The sequence below is a fragment of the Neobacillus sp. 19 genome, assembly GCF_049463095.1.
Lineage (GTDB): Bacteria > Bacillota > Bacilli > Bacillales > Cytobacillaceae > Neobacillus.
Window position 1 is genome coordinate 200484 of the sequence record NZ_JBMPZU010000035.1, and the last position, 18655, is coordinate 219138.

At 39.4% G+C, this 18655-nt stretch carries 17 protein-coding genes; 12 read left to right on the forward strand and 5 right to left on the reverse strand.

Translation table 11 applies throughout. The features are described from left to right. Positions 1-79: 79 nt before the first annotated feature. Positions 80-595, forward strand: coding sequence for an HD domain-containing protein (locus tag ACO1D1_RS12445; protein ID WP_149870585.1), 516 nt, complete (start codon positions 80-82; stop codon positions 593-595). A gap of 36 nt (positions 596-631) precedes the next feature. Here the strand turns inward: ACO1D1_RS12445 and ACO1D1_RS12450 are convergent, their stop codons facing one another. Then, positions 632-1108, reverse strand: a complete 477-nt coding sequence (locus tag ACO1D1_RS12450; RefSeq protein WP_423336092.1) for a hypothetical protein — start codon at positions 1106-1108, stop codon at positions 632-634. A 197-nt stretch (positions 1109-1305) separates the two neighbouring features. Between ACO1D1_RS12450 and ACO1D1_RS12455 the strand changes: the two genes are divergently transcribed. Both ACO1D1_RS12455 and ACO1D1_RS12460 read left to right on the forward strand, forming a co-directional pair. Continuing rightward, a complete protein-coding gene (locus tag ACO1D1_RS12455) occupies positions 1306-4713 on the forward strand; it encodes a hypothetical protein (protein ID WP_423336093.1) in 3408 nt (1135 codons plus the stop codon). A gap of 233 nt (positions 4714-4946) precedes the next feature. Then, positions 4947-6107 carry a cation:proton antiporter gene (locus ACO1D1_RS12460; protein WP_149870583.1) on the forward strand — a complete coding sequence of 387 codons (1161 nt, stop codon included), beginning with the start codon at positions 4947-4949 and terminating at the stop codon, positions 6105-6107. A 47-nt stretch (positions 6108-6154) separates the two neighbouring features. On the opposite strand, the gene ACO1D1_RS12465 is transcribed toward ACO1D1_RS12460, so the two are convergent. Both ACO1D1_RS12465 and ACO1D1_RS12470 read right to left on the reverse strand, forming a co-directional pair. Beyond that, positions 6155-7621 carry a cbb3-type cytochrome c oxidase subunit I gene (locus ACO1D1_RS12465; RefSeq protein ID WP_149870582.1) on the reverse strand — a complete coding sequence of 489 codons (1467 nt, stop codon included), beginning with the start codon at positions 7619-7621 and terminating at the stop codon, positions 6155-6157. Between the two features lies 1 nt (position 7622). Then, on the reverse strand, positions 7623-8159 hold the full coding sequence (locus ACO1D1_RS12470; protein WP_149870581.1) for a cytochrome c oxidase subunit II: 537 nt from the start codon (positions 8157-8159) through the stop codon (positions 7623-7625). Positions 8160-8372: 213 nt separating this feature from the next. Between ACO1D1_RS12470 and ACO1D1_RS12475 the strand changes: the two genes are divergently transcribed. From ACO1D1_RS12475 to ACO1D1_RS12515, 9 genes are all read left to right on the forward strand, one after another. Then, positions 8373-8501, forward strand: coding sequence for a hypothetical protein (locus ACO1D1_RS12475; RefSeq protein WP_263315200.1), 129 nt, complete (start codon positions 8373-8375; stop codon positions 8499-8501). A gap of 208 nt (positions 8502-8709) precedes the next feature. Then, positions 8710-9708 (forward strand): ABC transporter substrate-binding protein, encoded by a 999-nt coding sequence (locus ACO1D1_RS12480; RefSeq protein WP_149870580.1) that lies wholly within the window; start codon positions 8710-8712, stop codon positions 9706-9708. Positions 9709-9832: 124 nt separating this feature from the next. Continuing rightward, complete coding sequence (locus ACO1D1_RS12485; RefSeq protein WP_149872727.1) at positions 9833-10864, forward strand: ABC transporter permease; 1032 nt, start codon at positions 9833-9835, stop codon at positions 10862-10864. Beyond that, entirely contained in the window at positions 10839-11636 is a 798-nt protein-coding gene (locus ACO1D1_RS12490; protein WP_423336094.1) for an ABC transporter ATP-binding protein, read from the forward strand. Before ACO1D1_RS12485 ends, ACO1D1_RS12490 begins: the two co-directional genes overlap by 26 nt. A gap of 238 nt (positions 11637-11874) precedes the next feature. Next, positions 11875-12990, forward strand: a complete 1116-nt coding sequence (hppD, locus tag ACO1D1_RS12495; protein WP_149870578.1) for a 4-hydroxyphenylpyruvate dioxygenase — start codon at positions 11875-11877, stop codon at positions 12988-12990. A 52-nt stretch (positions 12991-13042) separates the two neighbouring features. Continuing rightward, positions 13043-13978, forward strand: coding sequence for a fumarylacetoacetate hydrolase family protein (locus ACO1D1_RS12500; RefSeq protein ID WP_149870577.1), 936 nt, complete (start codon positions 13043-13045; stop codon positions 13976-13978). Next, positions 13978-15141: a homogentisate 1,2-dioxygenase gene (locus ACO1D1_RS12505; protein WP_423336103.1), complete on the forward strand. Its 1164-nt coding sequence runs from the start codon at positions 13978-13980 to the stop codon at positions 15139-15141. The genes ACO1D1_RS12500 and ACO1D1_RS12505 overlap by 1 nt, the downstream gene beginning before the upstream one ends. 112 nt (positions 15142-15253) lie before the next feature. Continuing rightward, complete coding sequence (locus ACO1D1_RS12510) at positions 15254-15868, forward strand: NUDIX hydrolase (RefSeq protein ID WP_149870575.1); 615 nt, start codon at positions 15254-15256, stop codon at positions 15866-15868. Between the two features lie 142 nt (positions 15869-16010). Next, complete coding sequence (locus ACO1D1_RS12515) at positions 16011-17372, forward strand: aspartate kinase (protein ID WP_423336095.1); 1362 nt, start codon at positions 16011-16013, stop codon at positions 17370-17372. A 115-nt stretch (positions 17373-17487) separates the two neighbouring features. On the opposite strand, the gene ACO1D1_RS12520 is transcribed toward ACO1D1_RS12515, so the two are convergent. Both ACO1D1_RS12520 and ACO1D1_RS12525 read right to left on the reverse strand, forming a co-directional pair. Then, on the reverse strand, positions 17488-18066 hold the full coding sequence (locus tag ACO1D1_RS12520) for a hypothetical protein (RefSeq protein WP_423336096.1): 579 nt from the start codon (positions 18064-18066) through the stop codon (positions 17488-17490). A 14-nt stretch (positions 18067-18080) separates the two neighbouring features. Then, positions 18081-18647, reverse strand: a complete 567-nt coding sequence (locus ACO1D1_RS12525; protein ID WP_423336097.1) for a membrane-spanning protein — start codon at positions 18645-18647, stop codon at positions 18081-18083. Positions 18648-18655: the final 8 nt, after the last annotated feature.

Here is an 18655-nt window from a genome sequence, read left to right on the forward strand (position 1 = left end):
AAACTGGATTAGCCATATTGGACAGGTTGGCATATAATAAATGAAATACATATATTGAAAAAGTCAGGAGAGAATTCGCATGAGAGATGTCACCTTATTAAATATATTTGAACATCATATTGCCCAAAAATATTTGAACCGGTCTGGACTTTCCCATGCGATTGCAGTTGCCTATCATGCCTTTCATCTTGGAAAAGAACATCATGTTGATATTGATATTGCCGCTAAAGCTGGACTTCTACATGATATGGGTCACTATACGTGGTATAAAAACGGAAAATGGGATTATGACTTGTATAAGCAAAATGATATCCATCCAATCAAAGGGGCAGAAAGAGCACACAAGCTGTTGATTCGTCTTGGAGAGAATCCAATTAAAGCTAAAACAATTGCACTTGCTATTCTATTCCATACAGATTCCTTTTTACCTTCAAATGATATTGTAAGGACTCCGTTACAGCAAATTGTAAAATGGGCTGATGAAAATGATGAGGAAGTGGGCGGGATGCATCACTATCGAACCATTGACTATGACCGGGCGAGGCAAAGTATAATCCGCCTAGATCAATTAATTGACATTACCTACGATAATTAAAAAAAGACTGTGCTCAAGTGGGCACAGTCTTTCACTTTAACTCCGTGTAAATCCTTCTTCACGTAAAAACTCCACTGCTTCTTCATAAGTATCAAAGCTTGCATCCAGGTTTAATCCAAAATATATATTCCATGCATCATTTTCATTGACCACAATGAGATGATGCTTTTCGTCATCCACCCAACGTTCCCCATCTGAATCTCCTGTAATCGCTTCCTCTGATGCTGTTTTCACAATAGGTGAAAGTGCGTGGATGGATTCCTTTAGCAATTGTTCCAGCTTTTCCGCGCTAAAATCACGTATATTGACCATTCCCTTTTCGTCTGTTTCGTAATTCTCCAAATGGCCAGCATAAACAAAGCCATTACCATTTGGATGTAAATGATAAACAATATTTTTCTTATCGGAAATACTGTTTGGAAACTGGAAATTGACACGTCCTAAAGAAACGTTTTTTCTTTCCAATTCGCTAAAAGATTCGATAATTGCAAGTTTTTCATTAAATGTAATCATAAATTCCTCCATTTGTTTAAGTCATTAATATCATACAGTTATTTTAACCTAAGTTAAAATAATTCAAATTTTGCAATAGAAAAAGTATTGAAAAATATCAAATATAGTGTAAAATTACACCAAAGGGATATATTGCAGACATCAAAAAATCATGAAGCCTTTATAAGAAAGGTTATGTATAAAGGGGTGTGACTTTTATGGATTTAAATATCAGAGAAGAGAAAAGACGGAATTTTAGGCAAGAACTTTTCACTTTAAGAGAAGAAGGGTATTTATCCGATGCGATTGTTGATACCGTAGCAAAAGCGCATCATCAATACCACCTGAATTTATTAAAAACAGCGACCATTCCAGATCCGGCTGTAGTGAAAGTGGCAAAAACCGAACCAGCTTCCCCAAAACCGCAAAAGGTGAAAAAGACACTTACTCCTGAAGAGATTCGTGAAAGGAATATTACTTGGTTATTAAATATCGGCGTCATTTTTTTATTAATTGGCGGTTTGTTTGTAGCAACAAGTAACTGGGAATCAATGACAAGCTTTATGAAAAGTGGTTCTATTGCCATTGTATCGCTACTTTTTTATGGAATCGCTTTATTAACGAAAAAGGTTTTGCATATCGATAAAACAGCATTTGCATTTACTGTCTTGGGAAGTTTATTTCTGCCCATCTTTATTCTTTCGTTAGGATGGTTTGGTTTATTAGGATCGTATTTATCGATATTTGGTGAGGGTCGATATCTTCTTGGTATGCTGGGAAGCTTTTTATCTCTAATTGTCTATCTATTATTTGCTAAGAACCTGCATTCAAGACTATTTGTTTGGTTTAGTTATATTTCACTGACTTCTGGAGTGGCCTTTTTATTGGCAGCTTGTAAACTACAGGTTGATTTTTTTTATCTTGGAATGATGGCATTTAATGCCATTCTAATATTTATCTATCATAAAGCTAAGTTGCGAGACTCGATGAAATTGTTTACCAAAGAATTTGTGCTATATGCACAAGTTAGCCTTGTCCTATCCACTCTTTTTATGCTTTTTTTGTTTGAGAATGAGGTTATATATAGTGTAAACCTTCTTTTGACTGCCATCATTTATTTATCAATGATGTACGTCAGCGGGAAAAAAGAATACCACTTTATTTTTACTGTCATGGTCGTATACGGAGCCTATCAATTGACTGAGCATAGTTTCCTTGATTATTTTGGGGAGATCGTTTACGCCTTAATAGGCTTTGGAATCGTATTTGTCCCGAAGTTGTTAGATGATAAATTTTCATTAAGTAAAGTATTTCAATATACGAGTGCGATTATTTCGGGGTTTGCCTTTATCTATATTAGTTTAGAGGGGATCTTGCTTCGTGCAGGGAGTCCTTCCCTTGTGCTAATGATTGCCTATTTTATTATTTCAGCCAATTTCATTTATTTAACACATACCAATCCAAGATGGCTATTTCCTTATTTAAGTGCGGTGTTTCTAGCGTCAGGCATATACGAAGCAATTGTCTTACTTGATCAACCTTTTAATATGATGGATTTTTCCCTGACGTTATCCATAACAGGGTTTATCTTATTTAGTGTTTTTGGGATTGTTCATCATGCAAAATACGTAAAAATAATTCGAACAGCATCAAGGGATCTGGGATTAGCGATTATGGCGTTGTCCGGGATTACAGCTTTTGGATTTCTTTTGTGGTGGGAACTGGGTGTCATGTTCATCCTTTTTTCAATCGCTGCTTTTTTACTCCGCCAGTTTGAGGAAAGAGAGTTACTTAAGGATATAGCCATTTGGTTATTGCCGGTATCACTTGGTCTTTCCTTTGTTGCCTTTGGTGAGGAAGTAAATGTTAATTTTCCTGTCTATCAACGTGAGTATGGCATTGCCGTTAATTTTGCATTCGCAGCGGGGCTCGTTTTATTTTCAAGTCTTGGCTGGATAAAAACCGGCGAAAAAAAATTAGCCCAAATCTCTATGTATGTTTCACAAGCATTATACACAATTTCTATGATTCTTTCATTGATTAGCCCAATTATTCAACTGTGGGTTCAGCCGCTTGTATTGATAGGCGGCATTGGGATGTATTCCAGCTTGTATAAAAAGATAGGAGAGAAGTGGGTGCCATATCCAATTAGTATCGCTTTATTGCTGTCTTATCTTTCAATTATTCATTCAATTACACGTGTATACACATTTAGTTTCATACTAAATTCGTTAATTGCCTCTACAAGTGCGGTTATTTTGCTTTTGATTGCCTTCCTTTTCCGAAAAAGGGATTCAATGATATCGAATGCCTTTTCCTGGACAGGTCACATCATCTATCCCATCGCACTTGTCCTTACTTGGTTTGCTTTTCATTCAGACGCATTTTACAGCTTCGTCCTTGCCCTGCTTATCTATTTTGTCAGCACTAGACTAGCTGTAAAGGAATGGAAAATCAAAGTGTTTCTTTATGGCTGTTTTACAGTATTGTTTATAATCATTTTAACCGGAATAGATAAAATCCCTGTTCAAACTATTGGACGTTACGAATTTCCAATCTCCAGTGGTCTAATCTTAATTTTTGCACTTCTCGTCAAAGGAGAATTTCAAAAACGAACAACCTATTATTTTGTACCATTTTCAATTATTGGGATGGGGTGCATGCTTCTTACCTATCCGTACAGTATAATTGCTTACCTAGTGACCGGTGCTTATTCCTTCGGAATCTTGTTCTATTTGCATAAGATCAAGTGGGATGTAATTAACATTGTTCCATTATTTTTCCTGTTTATCGCAACGGTTGAATTTGCATTCTTAAGTGAAATGACTAGTTTGGAGAAACTGCTGCTGTCCGGCACCTTGGGGATTCTAATGGCAATCATTGGCCAAAAAATGTACCAGAAGCTGTTTGAAGCTGGAAAAAAGCTTCAGGAAACAAAAATAGACGGATTTACATTAGTTTCGTTCTTATATTTATGGTTAATGTACTTTTTTGCAGAACAGCATTTATGGAGCCAGGCACTGCCAGGTATCTTAATTGCTGCCGTACTCTTGTTCCAAAGAAAAAGGGTCCCTGCAAATATCTCAGCCTTTATGCCGATCCTTGCAGGAGTGTATTTATTAGAACCATACTATACAGTAATCAAACAGTTAAATATACCGTCCTTATGGGAGAGGGAGGTGCTCGTTCTTCCGTATGTTGTGCTCGTAATTTTCATACGCCAATGTTTAAGGGGACAATATGCAGAGATTACAAAGGCTATTCAATGGGGAGTACTCATAATTGTGTCGCTTATCTTAATCCAGGATGGTTTGGCGAGTAATACAATTTACGATGCGATTATATTAGGGTCACTCTCGCTGTTTTCGATGATAGCGGGGATGTTCCTGCATATAAAATCTTACTTTTTTGTAGGTACAGGGATTTTACTTTTAAATGTTTTCCTCCAAACAAGACCATATTGGGGGGTCATGCCGTGGTGGGTCTATTTATTAATTGCTGGGCTTATCCTAATTACTGTTGCAAGCTTTAATGAATGGCATAAGCAAAAAATGCAAAAGGGAGAATTAACCTTTATTAGTTTGTTTAAAGAAAAGGTCATTAATGAAATGAAAAGATGGGATTAAACTGAAAAGAAAAAACCGGATTGTGTATAACAGATCTATCTGGTCATCTTTTTCTTGATTACTAATATAAAGTCTGTTATAATAATATTAATTAAATAATTTATGTAATTGGAGGAGCCTGTCACCAAGGGATTGCTATGTCCATTGGTTGATAGGCTCTTTTGTTTTCTCTCGAAAAGAGTCTGTTGGTAAAAAGCAGACTCTTTTTAATTTTCAAAAAGAAGGGTGATTGGATGGAATTAATTTTTGAATTAGCAGTTATTTTACTTGCCTCCAAAATTGCGGGAGACATAAGTGTAAAACTCGGTCAGCCCTCCGTTTTGGGGAAATTGCTAGTTGGAATCCTTTTAGGGCCGGCTATTTTAGGTATTATTGTAGAAACGAAAACATTGGAAGAATTAAGTCAAATTGGTGTCATCTTGTTAATGTTTATTGCCGGAATGGAAACGGATTTAGATGAATTTAAACGGTCAGGGAAGGCTTCTACATTTGTAGGATTCAGCGGGATAATTGTACCGTTGTTTGTTGGTTACCTTGCGGGAATTATCATGAATATGACCACATTTGAGGCCATTTTTTTAGGGTTATTGCTGTCAGCAACAAGTGTCAGTATCTCGGTTCAAGCCCTAAAAGAGCTGAATAAAATGCAGACAAAAGAAGGTACAACGATTTTAGGTGCAGCTGTTATTGACGATGTCGTTGTCATCATTGCCTTAGCGTTTTTAATGAGTATGGCCGGTGGGGATGTCAATTTAACCATGGTGATTGTGAAAAAGGTCCTCTTTTTCGGTGGAGCGATTTTAGCAGCATGGAAGGTCGTTCCTTGGGTGTTAAATAAGTTTGCTGGATTAAAAGTCACAGAATCGCTTCTTTCGGCAGCATTAATCATCTGCTTTATGTTTGCATATGTGGCAGAATTAACTGGCGTAGCGGCCATTATTGGAGCATACATTGCTGGGGTTGCAATAAGTCAAACGAAATTTAAGCATGAAATATTTGAAAAGGTAGAAACAATCGGCTACTCCATATTCGTACCTGTTTTCTTTACGTCAATTGGTGTGAAGGCAAGTTTCGATGGGATTGCACAACATTTTGGAATGATTATTGGACTTAGTATCATTGCCATCTTAACAAAATTAATTGGTGCCGCAGCCGGTGCTAAATTAGCGAGTTTTTCATGGGGAAGCTCATTGGGAATTGGGGCGGCAATGGTATCCAGGGGTGAGGTAGCATTAATTATTGCTACCATCGGCTTAGAAACGAAATTAATCAGCCAAGAGCTATTTTCTATTTTAGTCATTGTCGTTCTAGTTACTACCATTGTGACACCCCCAATGATGAAAGTCTTTTTTAAACAAAGCGATAAACAAAAACAAATGAAAATTACTGCATAATAAAAACGAAACAATCCAGCCCTTCAAAGGACTGGATTGTTTCCGTATTATGATACAGATTTTAGCGATTTTTGTTCAGGCTGCTTTCCAACATTTTTTAAACCAATGAAAAATCTAGTAGTAAAAATAATCGAGGCAGCAATAACAAAAATCCCGCAAATCGCTCCCACTTGGTCAGAACCTGTCCATTCGGGTAAATGTTCAGCCCACCGCCGTGGAGCACTTATCTTCCCGGCGTATAAAAACGAACCAGCAATACCGGCGAAGAAAAAGAAATAGATGGAAATGGCAATTTTATCAAGTCCAGTTTGCTTTTGGGTGCCTTCTTTTTTATTGAAATAATACATAAAACCAAAAATCATTGCGACCACACCCATTCCCATATAGGTATGGAAATGTCCTGGTACCCATTTCGTATTGTGCATCACGTGGTTCACGACAATGGTCGCATCTATAATGGCCGGGACCGCACCTGCTACCCAGCCGAACATCGCTAAAAACATCATACTGGAAGCGAAATCCCACTTTACAGCTGAGCGGAAGACAATCATTAACGCACCATATGCGGTAACCACCATTACCGGGAGTCCGTTTGCGTAGGAAAAAACTTGTCCGATAATCAACATCCATCTAGGCACGGCAAAATCCATGAGTAAATGGTGTGTATAAATCATCAATGTAAAAAGGGTTGAAAAGTTCCAGGCAATCAAAAAGGCTTTATTTGATTTCCATGGACGCCCTGTATACTCAGATAATATTTCATAGACGGCAATTACGGCCATATAAATCGTACAGTTTGCAAAAATATGGCCAAAAGCATAGGTTAAATGTTTTGCCAGCATTGGATCAAAAGTAAGATTAGGATTCATAATATTTAAAATCGATTGAACCAATGCAGTTGCACCAGCAAGAACACCAGTTGAATTGGCGATGATGACCATTGTGGTTGCAACCACTGCGGCAGGAGGCCCATATCCTTTTTTACCTCTAAAAATATAATCCCAGCCAAGTGATTTTCCTAACCCGCCATATTCTTTAATCAGTCGGGCAGCTATGTAAAAATACATAACAAGATAACCAACACCTAAAATGAGCAGGCCAAATAAAAACAATAATGCACCAGTTGTACCATAAATTTTTGCTGAGAACGATGGCAGCGGGTACAGGAATGTCCAGCCGTCCGAAAAATTAAAGCCAAAAATGGCAGTTAAAATCATTACTACACCAATCAAGGACAATGCAAGGTTAGTAAAAAAAATCTTATGATTCAAATGGATATACTTTGATAGGTAGTACCACATGATGGCACTTCCACCGAGAGCTGCAATCCCAATCATTCCGGTTCCATGAATCGTCATCACCTTATAAAACATCTGTGCAGGAATTTTAACGATATTCCCTTGATTCAAAAGCATAATTACCCCGAAAATCATCATTAATACCAAAACAACGGAGGTAACCATTAATGATAAAGCAACGCCTTTTTTGATCGAGTTCCGAGCTTTACTTTCCATATTATTTACCTCCTTTTGGTTTAACAACAATGTCTTTGATCATCACATGGTGACCAGCGCTGCAATATTCCAAACAAAGAATTTTATATGTGCCTGGTTTGTCAAATGTGATCGTAACTGTGTTTGTATAATCGGGCATTGCCTGTGTCTGAGCGATGAGCTCCATTTTAGTGTCATAAAGACCAAATCCATGGGTTACATCTTTACTTGTGACGCGAAACTGAACCGGCTCCCCAACCGTAAAGTTTTCATTACTTAATTGCCAAGAAAACTGAATTCCCGTAACATCAACAATTTTGCCATCCTCTTTAGCAAGTGCATGCTGGTTATGATATGGAAGTTTACTTAATGAAATGGCTGAAGCAAACCCCATGATAGCAAGTAAGCCAAGGAAATAAAACTTGCGAATTTTGTAACCCTTTTCTTGAATCGGTCCATACTCTCTTAATTTCCGTGATTCCCCATACACGAATGAAAAAGCAAGTGCAATGAGGAAAACGAAAAACAAGGTAGCGTACCACGCGATAGATTGGTACATATTTTCCCCTCCCATTATATGAATCTCAGCACAAGCGGTCCCCCAACCACTTATCTGATTTCATTTCTCATTGTAAACTGCTTTTTGTGAAAAAATAGTGAATTATATCATACTTTTGCTAGTAATCTGTTAAAAAAGAAAAAGACCCCCATGATTTGTAAGGGAAGTTCGAATCATTTTGTAACCAAACAAAAATTCTATGGAGGTTAGACGATGGGAACCATATTAATTGATATTGACAAATTACTCGAAAGTACCTCAGAGCTAACATCTGAGAAAAACAGTCATAAAATGAACCTTGTTGAAATTGATCAATTACTAGAGAAAACCCGGGATTGGTGATGCAGATCACGTTATACCTTCATTCCTAAGTTTACATACAGCCCTAAATGCCTTCTACTCAAAGTAGATGGCATTTTTTTTTGACATATTATGTCGCTTTAAAGCAAAAAAATATTTTTGCGATTTCTATTGCTTTTGGTCGAAAAAAATACTAGAATAATTTCTAATATATTAAATTTTTAGAAAATATTTAGGGGGATGTAAACGAATGAGGAAAAAAGTTAAGGCACTGTCCATTGCATTGGCGGGAATGCTGTTGCTAGCCGGCTGCGGCAGTAAAGAATCTGCTGGAGACCCGGAAAAAGGGGAAGCGGATAAGGAGTTCAAGATAGGTATTAGTCAGTTTGCGCCTCATCCTTCTTTAGACGCTGCAACAGAAGGATTTAAAAAGGCTTTAAAGGATAAAGGGGTTAAGGTTTCATTCGATGAGCAAAATGCTCAGGCAGACCAGAACAATGTTCAAACCATCGCTAAGAATTTTGTCGGTGATAAGGTAGATTTGATTTTCGCTAATGCTACACCAAGTGCAACAGCTGCGCTAAATGCGACAAAGGATATTCCAATTGTCTTTACATCTGTTACAGACCCTGTGGTAGCTGAATTGGTTGAAGCTTTAGATAAGCCGGGGAAAAATATAACTGGAACAACTGACAATCATCCAGAAGCAACGAAAACAACCATCCATTTTATTACCGATGAAGTAAAAGCAAAAAATATCGGAGTGATTTATAACTCCGGTGAACCGAATTCAGAAGTACAAGTAAAAGAAGTAAAGAAGTTAGTTGAAGAGAAGGGCGCAAAACTCGTCGAGGTTTCTGTTGCCAATACTTCTGAAGTGAAACAGGCTGCTGAATCCTTAGTCGGCCGTGTCGATGCCATCTACATTCCGACAGATAACACGGTGGTAACTGCACTAGATTCCGTGATTGCAGTAGCCAACAGCAAAAAAATTCCTCTTTTTGTAGGCGAGCTTGATTCCATGAAAAAAGGCGCAGTGGCGGCTAGCGGCTTCAGTTATTACGACCTTGGCTACCAATCTGGCTTAATGGCAGTTGACATTTTAACAGGAAAGAAAAAGCCTTCTGAGATTCCAGTTGAGCTTCCAAGCAGTCTGAAACTAGTAATAAATAAAGCGGCTGCTGAAGCACAAGGCCTTCAAGTGAAAGAGGAATGGAGTAAACTCGGTGAGTTTTATGATGGAAAATAATAGTTGAAATTTCTCAAGGAGGAAGCCTTTTCGAAGGTTAACTCCTTGATTCGTTCATATGAATATATTAGGGCTAAGTGCATGTTTTTCTTAGGTCTAAAGAATTAGAGAAAGGATGAACTCAATGTTTACAGCCATATTTGGATCTTTTGAGGCAGGCATCATCTATGCGATTATGGCACTGGGCGTCTATCTCTCCTTTCGTATTCTGGATTTCCCAGATTTAACGGTGGATGGGAGTTTTGTAACTGGAGCTGCTCTTTCTGCGGTATTGATTGTGAATGGTGTTAACCCATTTATCGCTACGATTGCAGCTTTATTTGCCGGCTTTGCAGCGGGATGTATCACAGGGCTTTTGCATACTTTTGGAAAAATTAATAACTTACTTTCAGGAATTTTAATGATGATTGCGCTTTATTCAATTAATCTAAGAATCATGGGACGCGCAAATATTCCTTTATTAAATACAGATACAGCCTTTACAAAAATTAGTGATTTCTTTGAAAAAACGGGAATTGACTCATTTTTCAATAACTTTCTGGCGGTGGTTGGTCTAGGCGACAGCCTGCCGGAAACATGGGGCATTCTTATTTTTATGATTATTGTTACCTTTATGATTAAATTTCTTACTGATTGGTTTTTACAAACAGAACTTGGTCTTGCTGTAAGAGCAACAGGTGATAATAAGCGAATGATTCGCAGCCTATCTGCCAATACCAACCTTCTAGTCGTCCTTGGCCTTGGTTTATCCAATGCGTTGGTAGCTTTCTCAGGTGCACTGATTGCTCAACAAGGCGGATTTGCCGATGTTGGCATGGGAATTGGAATGATTGTCATTGGGTTAGCTTCTGTCATTATTGGTGAAGCTTTATTTGGCACTAAAACGATTGCCAGAACGACACTTGCAGTTGTTGGTGGTGCGATAATATACAGAATTGTTATTACTTTAGCACTGCGTGTTGATTTCTTGGACCCAGGTGACATGAAACTTATTACTGCTCTAATTGTTATTATCGCACTTACAGCTCCTAAGATAATTGACAGTTCTAGAGAGAAAAAGCGGAAGGCGCGCAGAAAATCTGAAAGAATGAATATCATCAATGCTTCCGCTGGGGCGAAGGGGGATCAGCATGCTGCAATTAAATCAGATTCATAAGATTTTTAATGAGGGAACGCCGGATGAAAAAATCGCTATCAATCATGTGAACCTGTCGCTTAAGCCAGGGGATTTTGTTACAGTAATTGGAAGTAACGGTGCGGGGAAATCAACCTTAATGAATATCATTTCCGGTGTATTAATTCCTGATGTAGGGGAAGTTCAAATCGGGGGAAAGAACATTACCAATATGACGGAGTTTAACCGTTCAAAAATGATTGGACGTGTCTTTCAAGATCCAATGGCTGGAACGGCTCCTAGTATGACGATTGAAGAAAATCTAGCGATGGCCTACTCAAGAAATAAAACGAGAACATTAAGAAGGGGAGTGACGAAAAAGAGGCGGGAATATTTCAGGGAGGTATTGGAATCGCTGCACTTGGGTTTAGAAAACCGCTTAAGTGCAAAAGTCGGCTTGCTCTCGGGTGGGGAGCGTCAAGCCCTTTCATTGTTAATGGCTACTTTCACGGAACCATCCATCCTGCTTCTTGATGAACATACGGCAGCACTTGATCCTTCCCGGGCTGAGTTAATTACAAACCTAACAAAGGAAATAGTGGATAAATACAATCTTACGACATTAATGGTTACCCATAATATGCAGCAAGCTATTGACCTTGGAAATCGATTAATCATGATGGATAAAGGGCAAATAATTTTCGAGGTGAATGAGAATGAAAAGAGAAACCTCACAATTGAAAGCCTGTTGAGTGAATTTAAAAGAATTCGTGGTGTTCAAATGGCGAGCGACCGAGCCATTCTTTCGCAGTAGGAAAAAATTTTTTTACAAAATAAGACATTGTTCGTAATCAATAAAAACTTTAATAACATATAATTAGTGGAAACATGCATCGTATAGGCATGTTTCTCTTTTTTTCTTCAGGCAATCCAAGACAATCTTTAACACCAAAAAGCGTTATTGCTTTACATCCCGCCCTTGAGAAGACAACACCTTCTCATCTAGAATTAATTCTGAATATTATTACTTTTACTTTAATGGGGGTTTCTAGATGAAAGAAAATAGGGTAAGAGCAGAGCAGCTTGCAGATGACTTTTTTCCGGTGCGGGATGTAGATTATATTGAGATTTACACAGGCAATGCCAAGCAGGCATGTCACTTCTTTTGTACGGCTTATGGGTTTCAACCTGTCGCCTACTCGGGCCTCGAAACTGGTAATCGCGAAACCGCTTCCTATTGCTTGCAGCAACGAAATATCCGTCTGGTTCTAACTGGTTCATATACAGAAGACGGCAGGGTTGCTCAGTTTGTTAAAAAACACGGTGATGGTGTCAAAGACGTTGCCCTCTTGGTTGATGATGTGGAGAAAGCTTTTGAAGAAGCGGTAAACAGGGGAGCAATTGCCCTTACAGCTCCATTTGACATGGAGGATGATAACGGTGTTGTCAAGAAAGCCGTTCTTGGTACATACGGCGATACCATCCATACGTTAATTGAACGGAAAAATTATCAAGGAGCGTTTTTGCCCGGATATGAATCCTATACATCAACATTGCCTTTTGAGGATGCAGGACTAATTGGAATTGACCACGTCGTTGGCAATGTCGAGCGGATGGAGGAGTGGGTTGAATATTACTCTAAGGTCATGGGATTTAAGGAAATGAAACATTTCTCTGATAAAGATATCACGACTGAATATTCTGCTCTTATGTCAAAGGTGATGCATAATGGCGGCCGGATTAAGTTCCCAATCAATGAACCCGCTGAAGGTAAGCGGAAGTCACAAATCCAAGAATATCTGGAATTTTACAATGGCCCTGGTGTACAGCATTTAGCGATTTTAACAGAGGACATTGTGTCTACTGTAGCCACTTTGAAGAAGAATGGGGTGGAGTTTCTTAAAACGCCAGGTACTTACTATGAGTCATTAGGTGAACGGATCGGTAAAATAGATGAAGAAATTGAAAAGCTGCGCGAATTGGATATTTTGGTAGACCGTGATGATGAAGGATATTTATTGCAAATTTTCACAAAACCAATCGTTGACCGTCCAACATTATTTATCGAGATCATTCAGCGTAAAGGTGCCCGTGGGTTTGGTGAAGGGAACTTTAAGGCATTATTTGAATCTATAGAACGAGAGCAGGAAAGACGCGGAAACCTATAGAATATAAACAAATAATTAAAGGGGCTCACAATACGGAAAAAGGGTGAGGTTGTTGAAATTTGTTACCTTTGAGAAAAAAGATGGATCAATCAGTGCAGGATGGTTAGTAGATGATGAGCATGTAGTGGATATGCACGATGCATCTGATGGGAGCCTCCCTAATAACCTACTAGATTTTCTCGAAAAGTCTGAAGAAAATAGACAGAAAGCTGCTAGTCTTTTTCCATTAACAAGCGGGCAAAGAGGAATTTACCGTTTAAGTGAAATTCAATTAAAAGCACCGCTCCCCGTACCTAGAAGCTTCCGTGATTTTTATGCCTTCGAGCAACATGTGAAAACGGCAAGGGAAAACCGCGGACTCGAAATGATTCCGGAGTGGTATGAAATCCCTGTTTTTTATTTTTCGAATCACCTGGCCATAAAGGGGCCCGGTGAAGCTATTGTTAAACCAAAAGAGTGTCTGTGGCTTGATTATGAGTTGGAAATTGCCTGCGTTATTGGGAAAGAAGGCCGGGATATCCCTGAGGAAGCGGCAGATGACTATATATTTGGCTTTTGCATATTAAACGACTGGAGCGCAAGAGACCTACAAAAGGAAGAAATGAAGGTGGGTCTAGGGCCTGCTAAGGGAAAGGATTTTTCAACCTCCATTGGGCCGTGGATAGTAACAAAAGATGAACTAGAATCATTAAAAGAAGGAAATGGCTTTGATCTATCCATGAAAGCCTGGGTGAATGGGAAACTGCTATCAGAAGGGAATCTAAAGGACATATATTTTTCATTTGGAGAAATGATTGCAAGGGCATCAAAAAGCGTTACACTTTATCCGGGTGAAATCATCGGTTCTGGAACTGTCGGCACGGGATGCATTCTTGAGCTGGGTGAGCACGTTCATCGCTGGCTTGAACCGGGAGATCAGGTAGAATTGGAGATCGATCATTTAGGCAGATTGAAGAATACCATTATTGATGGAATAGAGGTGAAGTGATGTATTACCGCCAAATGGGTGAGGTTCCACATAAGCGACATACGATGTTTAAAAAAGACGATGGCAGCCTTTTTCGGGAGCAGGTAATGGGAACGCGCGGGTTTTCCGGAACACAATCCATCTTGTATCATCATTATATGCCAACAGAGGTTGTGAAATCGGAAGGGGCAGGCAATTATTTGCCTGAATACGAAGTGGAACAGTCGTTAAAGCACCGGCATTTTTTAACCAGTAAAGTGGTAAAGCAAGGTAACGCGCTGAAGGCTCGAACTTATTTAGTTGGAAATCAGGATTTACTCATTGGAACAGCATATGTGACGGCACCAATGGAAAGCTTTTACCGGAATGGCGATGGGGATGAAATGCTTTTTATTCATCATGGAACGGGGCAGCTTGAGACCATGTTTGGCACGATTTCCTACCGTCCGGGTGATTACTTGATTATCCCGATTGGAACCATATTTCGGGTGCTTCCGAATGAAAATGAAACGACGAAAATGCTTTTTGTTGAATCCTTTAGCCAAATTACGACCCCAAGGCGCTACCGTAACGAATATGGGCAGCTCTTAGAGCACAGTCCATTTTGTGAGCGTGATATTCGCGGACCAGAAACCCTGGTGACGTTCGACGTTAAAGGAGAATTTGAGGTATTGACGAAATCAAGAGGCAAGATTTCCTCACATATTCTTGGTCACCATCCGTTTGATGTGGTTGGCTGGGATGGATATTTGTATCCGTGGGCCTTTAACATCGAGGATTTCGAACCGATTACCGGAAGGGTGCATCAGCCGCCGCCAGTCCATCAAACCTTCGAAGGAAATCATTTCGTTGTTTGCTCCTTTGTTCCAAGATTATATGATTATCATCCAGAGTCCATCCCTGCGCCTTACTATCACAGCAACGTAAATAGTGATGAACTGCTATATTATGTGGCAGGTAATTTTATGAGCCGTAAAGGGGTGCGGAAGGGCTCAATTACACTTCATCCGGGCGGAATACCACACGGGCCGCATCCAGGAAAAACAGAAGCAAGTATTGGGAAAAAAGAAACACTTGAACTGGCCGTGATGATTGACACCTTTCACCCTTTGAAAATAGTAAAATCTTCGCAGGATTTTGAAGATCCCGCCTATATGTATTCTTGGTTTGAGAAGAAGGAATGATAAAATGTAAAAGAACAATCCAACGACATCGTTGGGTTGTTTTTTTTCAACTAAGACATAAAAAGTGGTATTGTAAAAGTAGAAATAGTAAGAAACGGAATGGGGTGTACACATGGAGCTGGAACAGGTGCTGATAAAAGTTAAAAGTCATACACCAACAATTCTGGGTAGTGAAAAGTTTTCAAAGTATGCAGTGATGGTGCCTTTGCTGCAAAAGGAGGATGGGATTCATATCTTGTTTGAGGTTCGTTCCCTTGAATTAAGAAGGCAGCCGGGAGAGATTTGTTTTCCAGGAGGAAGAATGGATCCACAGGATTTGGATGAGATGGATACAGCCATCCGTGAGACGGCAGAGGAATTAGGAATAAACAAAGACCAAGTTACAAATGTTTATCCTTTAGATTATATGATTTCCCCCTTTGGAATGATTCTTTATCCATATGTGGGATACATTGACAAAGCAGAAGAAATACAGCCAAATCCTACGGAAGTGGGAGAGGTTTTTACAGTTCCATTGTCTTTTTTCATAAACCATGATCCTGAGATCTATCGTGTTCACTTTAAAGCAGAGCCGGAGAGGGGGTTTCCGTTTGATTTAATCCCCGGTGGTGAAAACTACAATTGGCGGGCTAGAGGTGTGGAGGAATATTTTTACCGCTACGACAACCGATCCATTTGGGGGTTGACAGCAAGGATTCTAGCGCATTTTATTGAAATCATTCGTTAATGTTTTCAAAATAATACCCTATACCACTAAATGTCCTCGTAAAAAAAACAAATGTACATACAGGATGGAAAAAAACTCTTGAATATTTTCGAAATTGTAATAAAATTAGGGTTATATTTTTAAAAGAGTAGGGGATGTAGGGATGAAGGTCGCAAAATTTGGCGGATCCTCTTTAGCATCCGGAAAACAGCTTGAGAAGGTATTTCAGATCGTTGTATCTGATCCTGAAAGAAAAGTTGTCGTCGTATCAGCTCCGGGGAAGAGGTTTCAAGAAGATATCAAGGTAACAGATTTATTGATTGAATGTGCTGAACAATGTTTGCAAAATCAAGATCCTAAAGAAACGCTTGAGGCTGTCTTGGAAAGATATGCAGCAATTGCAGAGGAATGTCATCTTCCGGATGGAGTGATAGAGGAAATTTATAATGATTTAGCAGGAAGATTGGCAAGTGATAAAAGTAAACCGGATCGATTTATTGATTTACTTAAGGCAAGCGGTGAAGATAATAACGCAAAATTAGTCGCTGCGTATTTCCGCGAGCGGGGGGTCGAAGCAACATATGTTGATCCTAAAGAGGCTGGACTACTCGTCAGTGCTGAGCCGGGAAATGCTCAAGCATTACCGGAAGCATATGACCGTCTATTTTCATTGCGCGAGCGCTCAGGGATTATAATATTCCCGGGATTTTTTGGCTATAGCGAAGAGGGCGAGGTGTACACATTTTCACGAAGCGGTTCCGATATAACCGGTTCCATACTTGCTAATGCACTTAGGGTGAATCTTTATGAAAATTTTACGGATGTGGATGCAGTATATTCCGTCAATCCTTCTATTGTGAAAAAGCCAAAGGAAATTAAGGAATTAACCTACCGTGAAATGCGGGAGCTTTCGTATGCGGGATTTAGCGTGTTACATGACGAAGCGCTTGTACCGGCATTTAGGGCGGGAATTCCTGTCCAAATTAAGAATACTAACAACCCTGCTGCTCCAGGGACAAGGATTGTGTACGAGCGGGACAATACCAATGGCCCAGTAATTGGGATAGCCAGCGATGAAGGATTTTGCAGTATATACGTCAGCAAGTACCTCATGAATAGGGAAATCGGCTTTGGACGCAAGCTGTTAGGGATCTTAGAAGATTTTGGCCTCTCTTATGAACATACCCCATCAGGAATTGATGATGTGTCGGTGATATTAAGAGAAAATCAGCTTGATGAGAAAATAGAGGCAGAAATTACTCAGCGGATTAAGACAGAATTGCATGCTGATGAGGTGAAAATCGAACAAAGTTTGGCCCTTATTATGGTGGTCGGAGAAGGCATGCGTCATAATGTTGGTACAATGGCTAGAGCATCAAAGGCATTGGCAAAGGCTCGTGTGAATATCGAAATGATCAACCAAGGATCCTCCGAGGTCAGTATGATGTTCGGCGTAAAAGAAGTGGACGAAAAAAGAGCGGTTCAAGCAATCTACGATGAGTTTTTTGCAGCAGTAACAGTTTAACTAAGAAAAGCGAAGTACACTGCTGCTAGGGCGCTGGAGCTGGACATTTCTCAAAGTCGAAACTTATTTATTTATATATTCTTAAAAAGGTACGTCAACTATGGCGTACCTTCCCTTATTTCCCCTTATTTAATTTTATCTTCGTGCGAATTCCTGACCAAACAGCAATCACAAGACCCCCGACGGTATCAGCAACTAAATCTGTCATAGTGTCTGTATTCCCTCCGCCTTGTAAGGTCATGCCCAAAAATTGGTCACAGCTGAATTCATAGACCTCCCAAAGAACGCCTCCAAGTGCTGTGAACGAAAGGGTGAACCAGAAAACAAACCATGGCGAAATCGCATCTCCGGCATTTCTATGAATCAACCTTTCATATAAAGCAATTCCTGAAAAGGCAAGAATGGCCCCGCTGACGAGATGCATAAAGGTATCCCACCAGCCAAGCCCATACCAGCCTCGTATCGAACCGAGATACTGTGAACCGACTAAAAAAATTAAATATGAAATGACAATGGGCAAATTAAATTGCAGCTTCGTAAAAAGTGCCAACAGAAGCGGGATGGCACCACATACGATCCCACCAAGAGCCACTGTTGCTTTAAAGGAAACACCATTTTTAAAGTAATAGGCTGCTAAAATTGCCATGAAGATGACATATAATGCACTAAATAGGATTACAAGCTTACGATTCATACCTTTCACCTCCCTTATACCTTCTGTTTTCGAATTAGGGAATAAACTGCGATAATAAGCCCGCCGGCAACACCACATAGTAAATCATACATGGTATCGGTATTTCCTCCTCTTTGCATCGTACGGGTAAAAGTTAGATCCCCGACAAATTCATATATTTCCCATAATACACTAGCCAAGACGGCGAGTGAGAGAGTGAATAGGAAAAGAATCCAAGCTGAGACATTGCGGCGTACTTTTAAAGGGATCATTTGTTTATAAAGGCTTATACCGACAATTCCGATGAATATTCCTTTATAAAAGTGAAGGGTAGAGTCCCACCACTTGTGGTGCAAATAAAAGCTTGCGATGGAACCTAAATATAACGAACAGAATAAAAAAAGATAATACCCTAAAATAATGGGAATGTTAAATGGATTCTGTTTCATCCGGAGCAGGACAAGTGGTAAACCACTTGCAAGGATACCACCCAACGCTACCTGCCATCGGGAAGCATCCCCTTTAATTAGATAATAAATGACTAAAACGGCCATAAACAATATAAAAATTCCGCTTAATATAATGATTACTTTTCGTTTCATTACTTTTC

Bases quoted from the DNA above. Each gene is read 5' to 3' on its own strand.
- ACO1D1_RS12445 (WP_149870585.1), top strand. From the start codon at position 80: ATGAGAGATGTCACCTTATTAAATATATTTGAACATCATATTGCCCAA.
- ACO1D1_RS12515 (WP_423336095.1), top strand. From the start codon at position 16,011: ATGAAGGTCGCAAAATTTGGCGGATCCTCTTTAGCATCCGGAAAACAG.
- ACO1D1_RS12505 (WP_423336103.1), top strand. From the start codon at position 13,978: ATGTATTACCGCCAAATGGGTGAGGTTCCACATAAGCGACATACGATG.
- ACO1D1_RS12490 (WP_423336094.1), top strand. From the start codon at position 10,839: ATGCTGCAATTAAATCAGATTCATAAGATTTTTAATGAGGGAACGCCG.
- ACO1D1_RS12485 (WP_149872727.1), top strand. From the start codon at position 9,833: ATGTTTACAGCCATATTTGGATCTTTTGAGGCAGGCATCATCTATGCG.
- ACO1D1_RS12460 (WP_149870583.1), top strand. From the start codon at position 4,947: ATGGAATTAATTTTTGAATTAGCAGTTATTTTACTTGCCTCCAAAATT.
- ACO1D1_RS12470 (WP_149870581.1), bottom strand. From the start codon at position 8,159: ATGTACCAATCTATCGCGTGGTACGCTACCTTGTTTTTCGTTTTCCTC.
- ACO1D1_RS12450 (WP_423336092.1), bottom strand. From the start codon at position 1,108: ATGATTACATTTAATGAAAAACTTGCAATTATCGAATCTTTTAGCGAA.
- ACO1D1_RS12455 (WP_423336093.1), top strand. From the start codon at position 1,306: ATGGATTTAAATATCAGAGAAGAGAAAAGACGGAATTTTAGGCAAGAA.
- ACO1D1_RS12525 (WP_423336097.1), bottom strand. From the start codon at position 18,647: ATGAAACGAAAAGTAATCATTATATTAAGCGGAATTTTTATATTGTTT.
- ACO1D1_RS12520 (WP_423336096.1), bottom strand. From the start codon at position 18,066: ATGAATCGTAAGCTTGTAATCCTATTTAGTGCATTATATGTCATCTTC.
- ACO1D1_RS12510 (WP_149870575.1), top strand. From the start codon at position 15,254: ATGGAGCTGGAACAGGTGCTGATAAAAGTTAAAAGTCATACACCAACA.
- hppD (WP_149870578.1), top strand. From the start codon at position 11,875: ATGAAAGAAAATAGGGTAAGAGCAGAGCAGCTTGCAGATGACTTTTTT.
- ACO1D1_RS12480 (WP_149870580.1), top strand. From the start codon at position 8,710: ATGAGGAAAAAAGTTAAGGCACTGTCCATTGCATTGGCGGGAATGCTG.
- ACO1D1_RS12465 (WP_149870582.1), bottom strand. From the start codon at position 7,621: ATGGAAAGTAAAGCTCGGAACTCGATCAAAAAAGGCGTTGCTTTATCA.
- ACO1D1_RS12475 (WP_263315200.1), top strand. From the start codon at position 8,373: ATGGGAACCATATTAATTGATATTGACAAATTACTCGAAAGTACCTCA.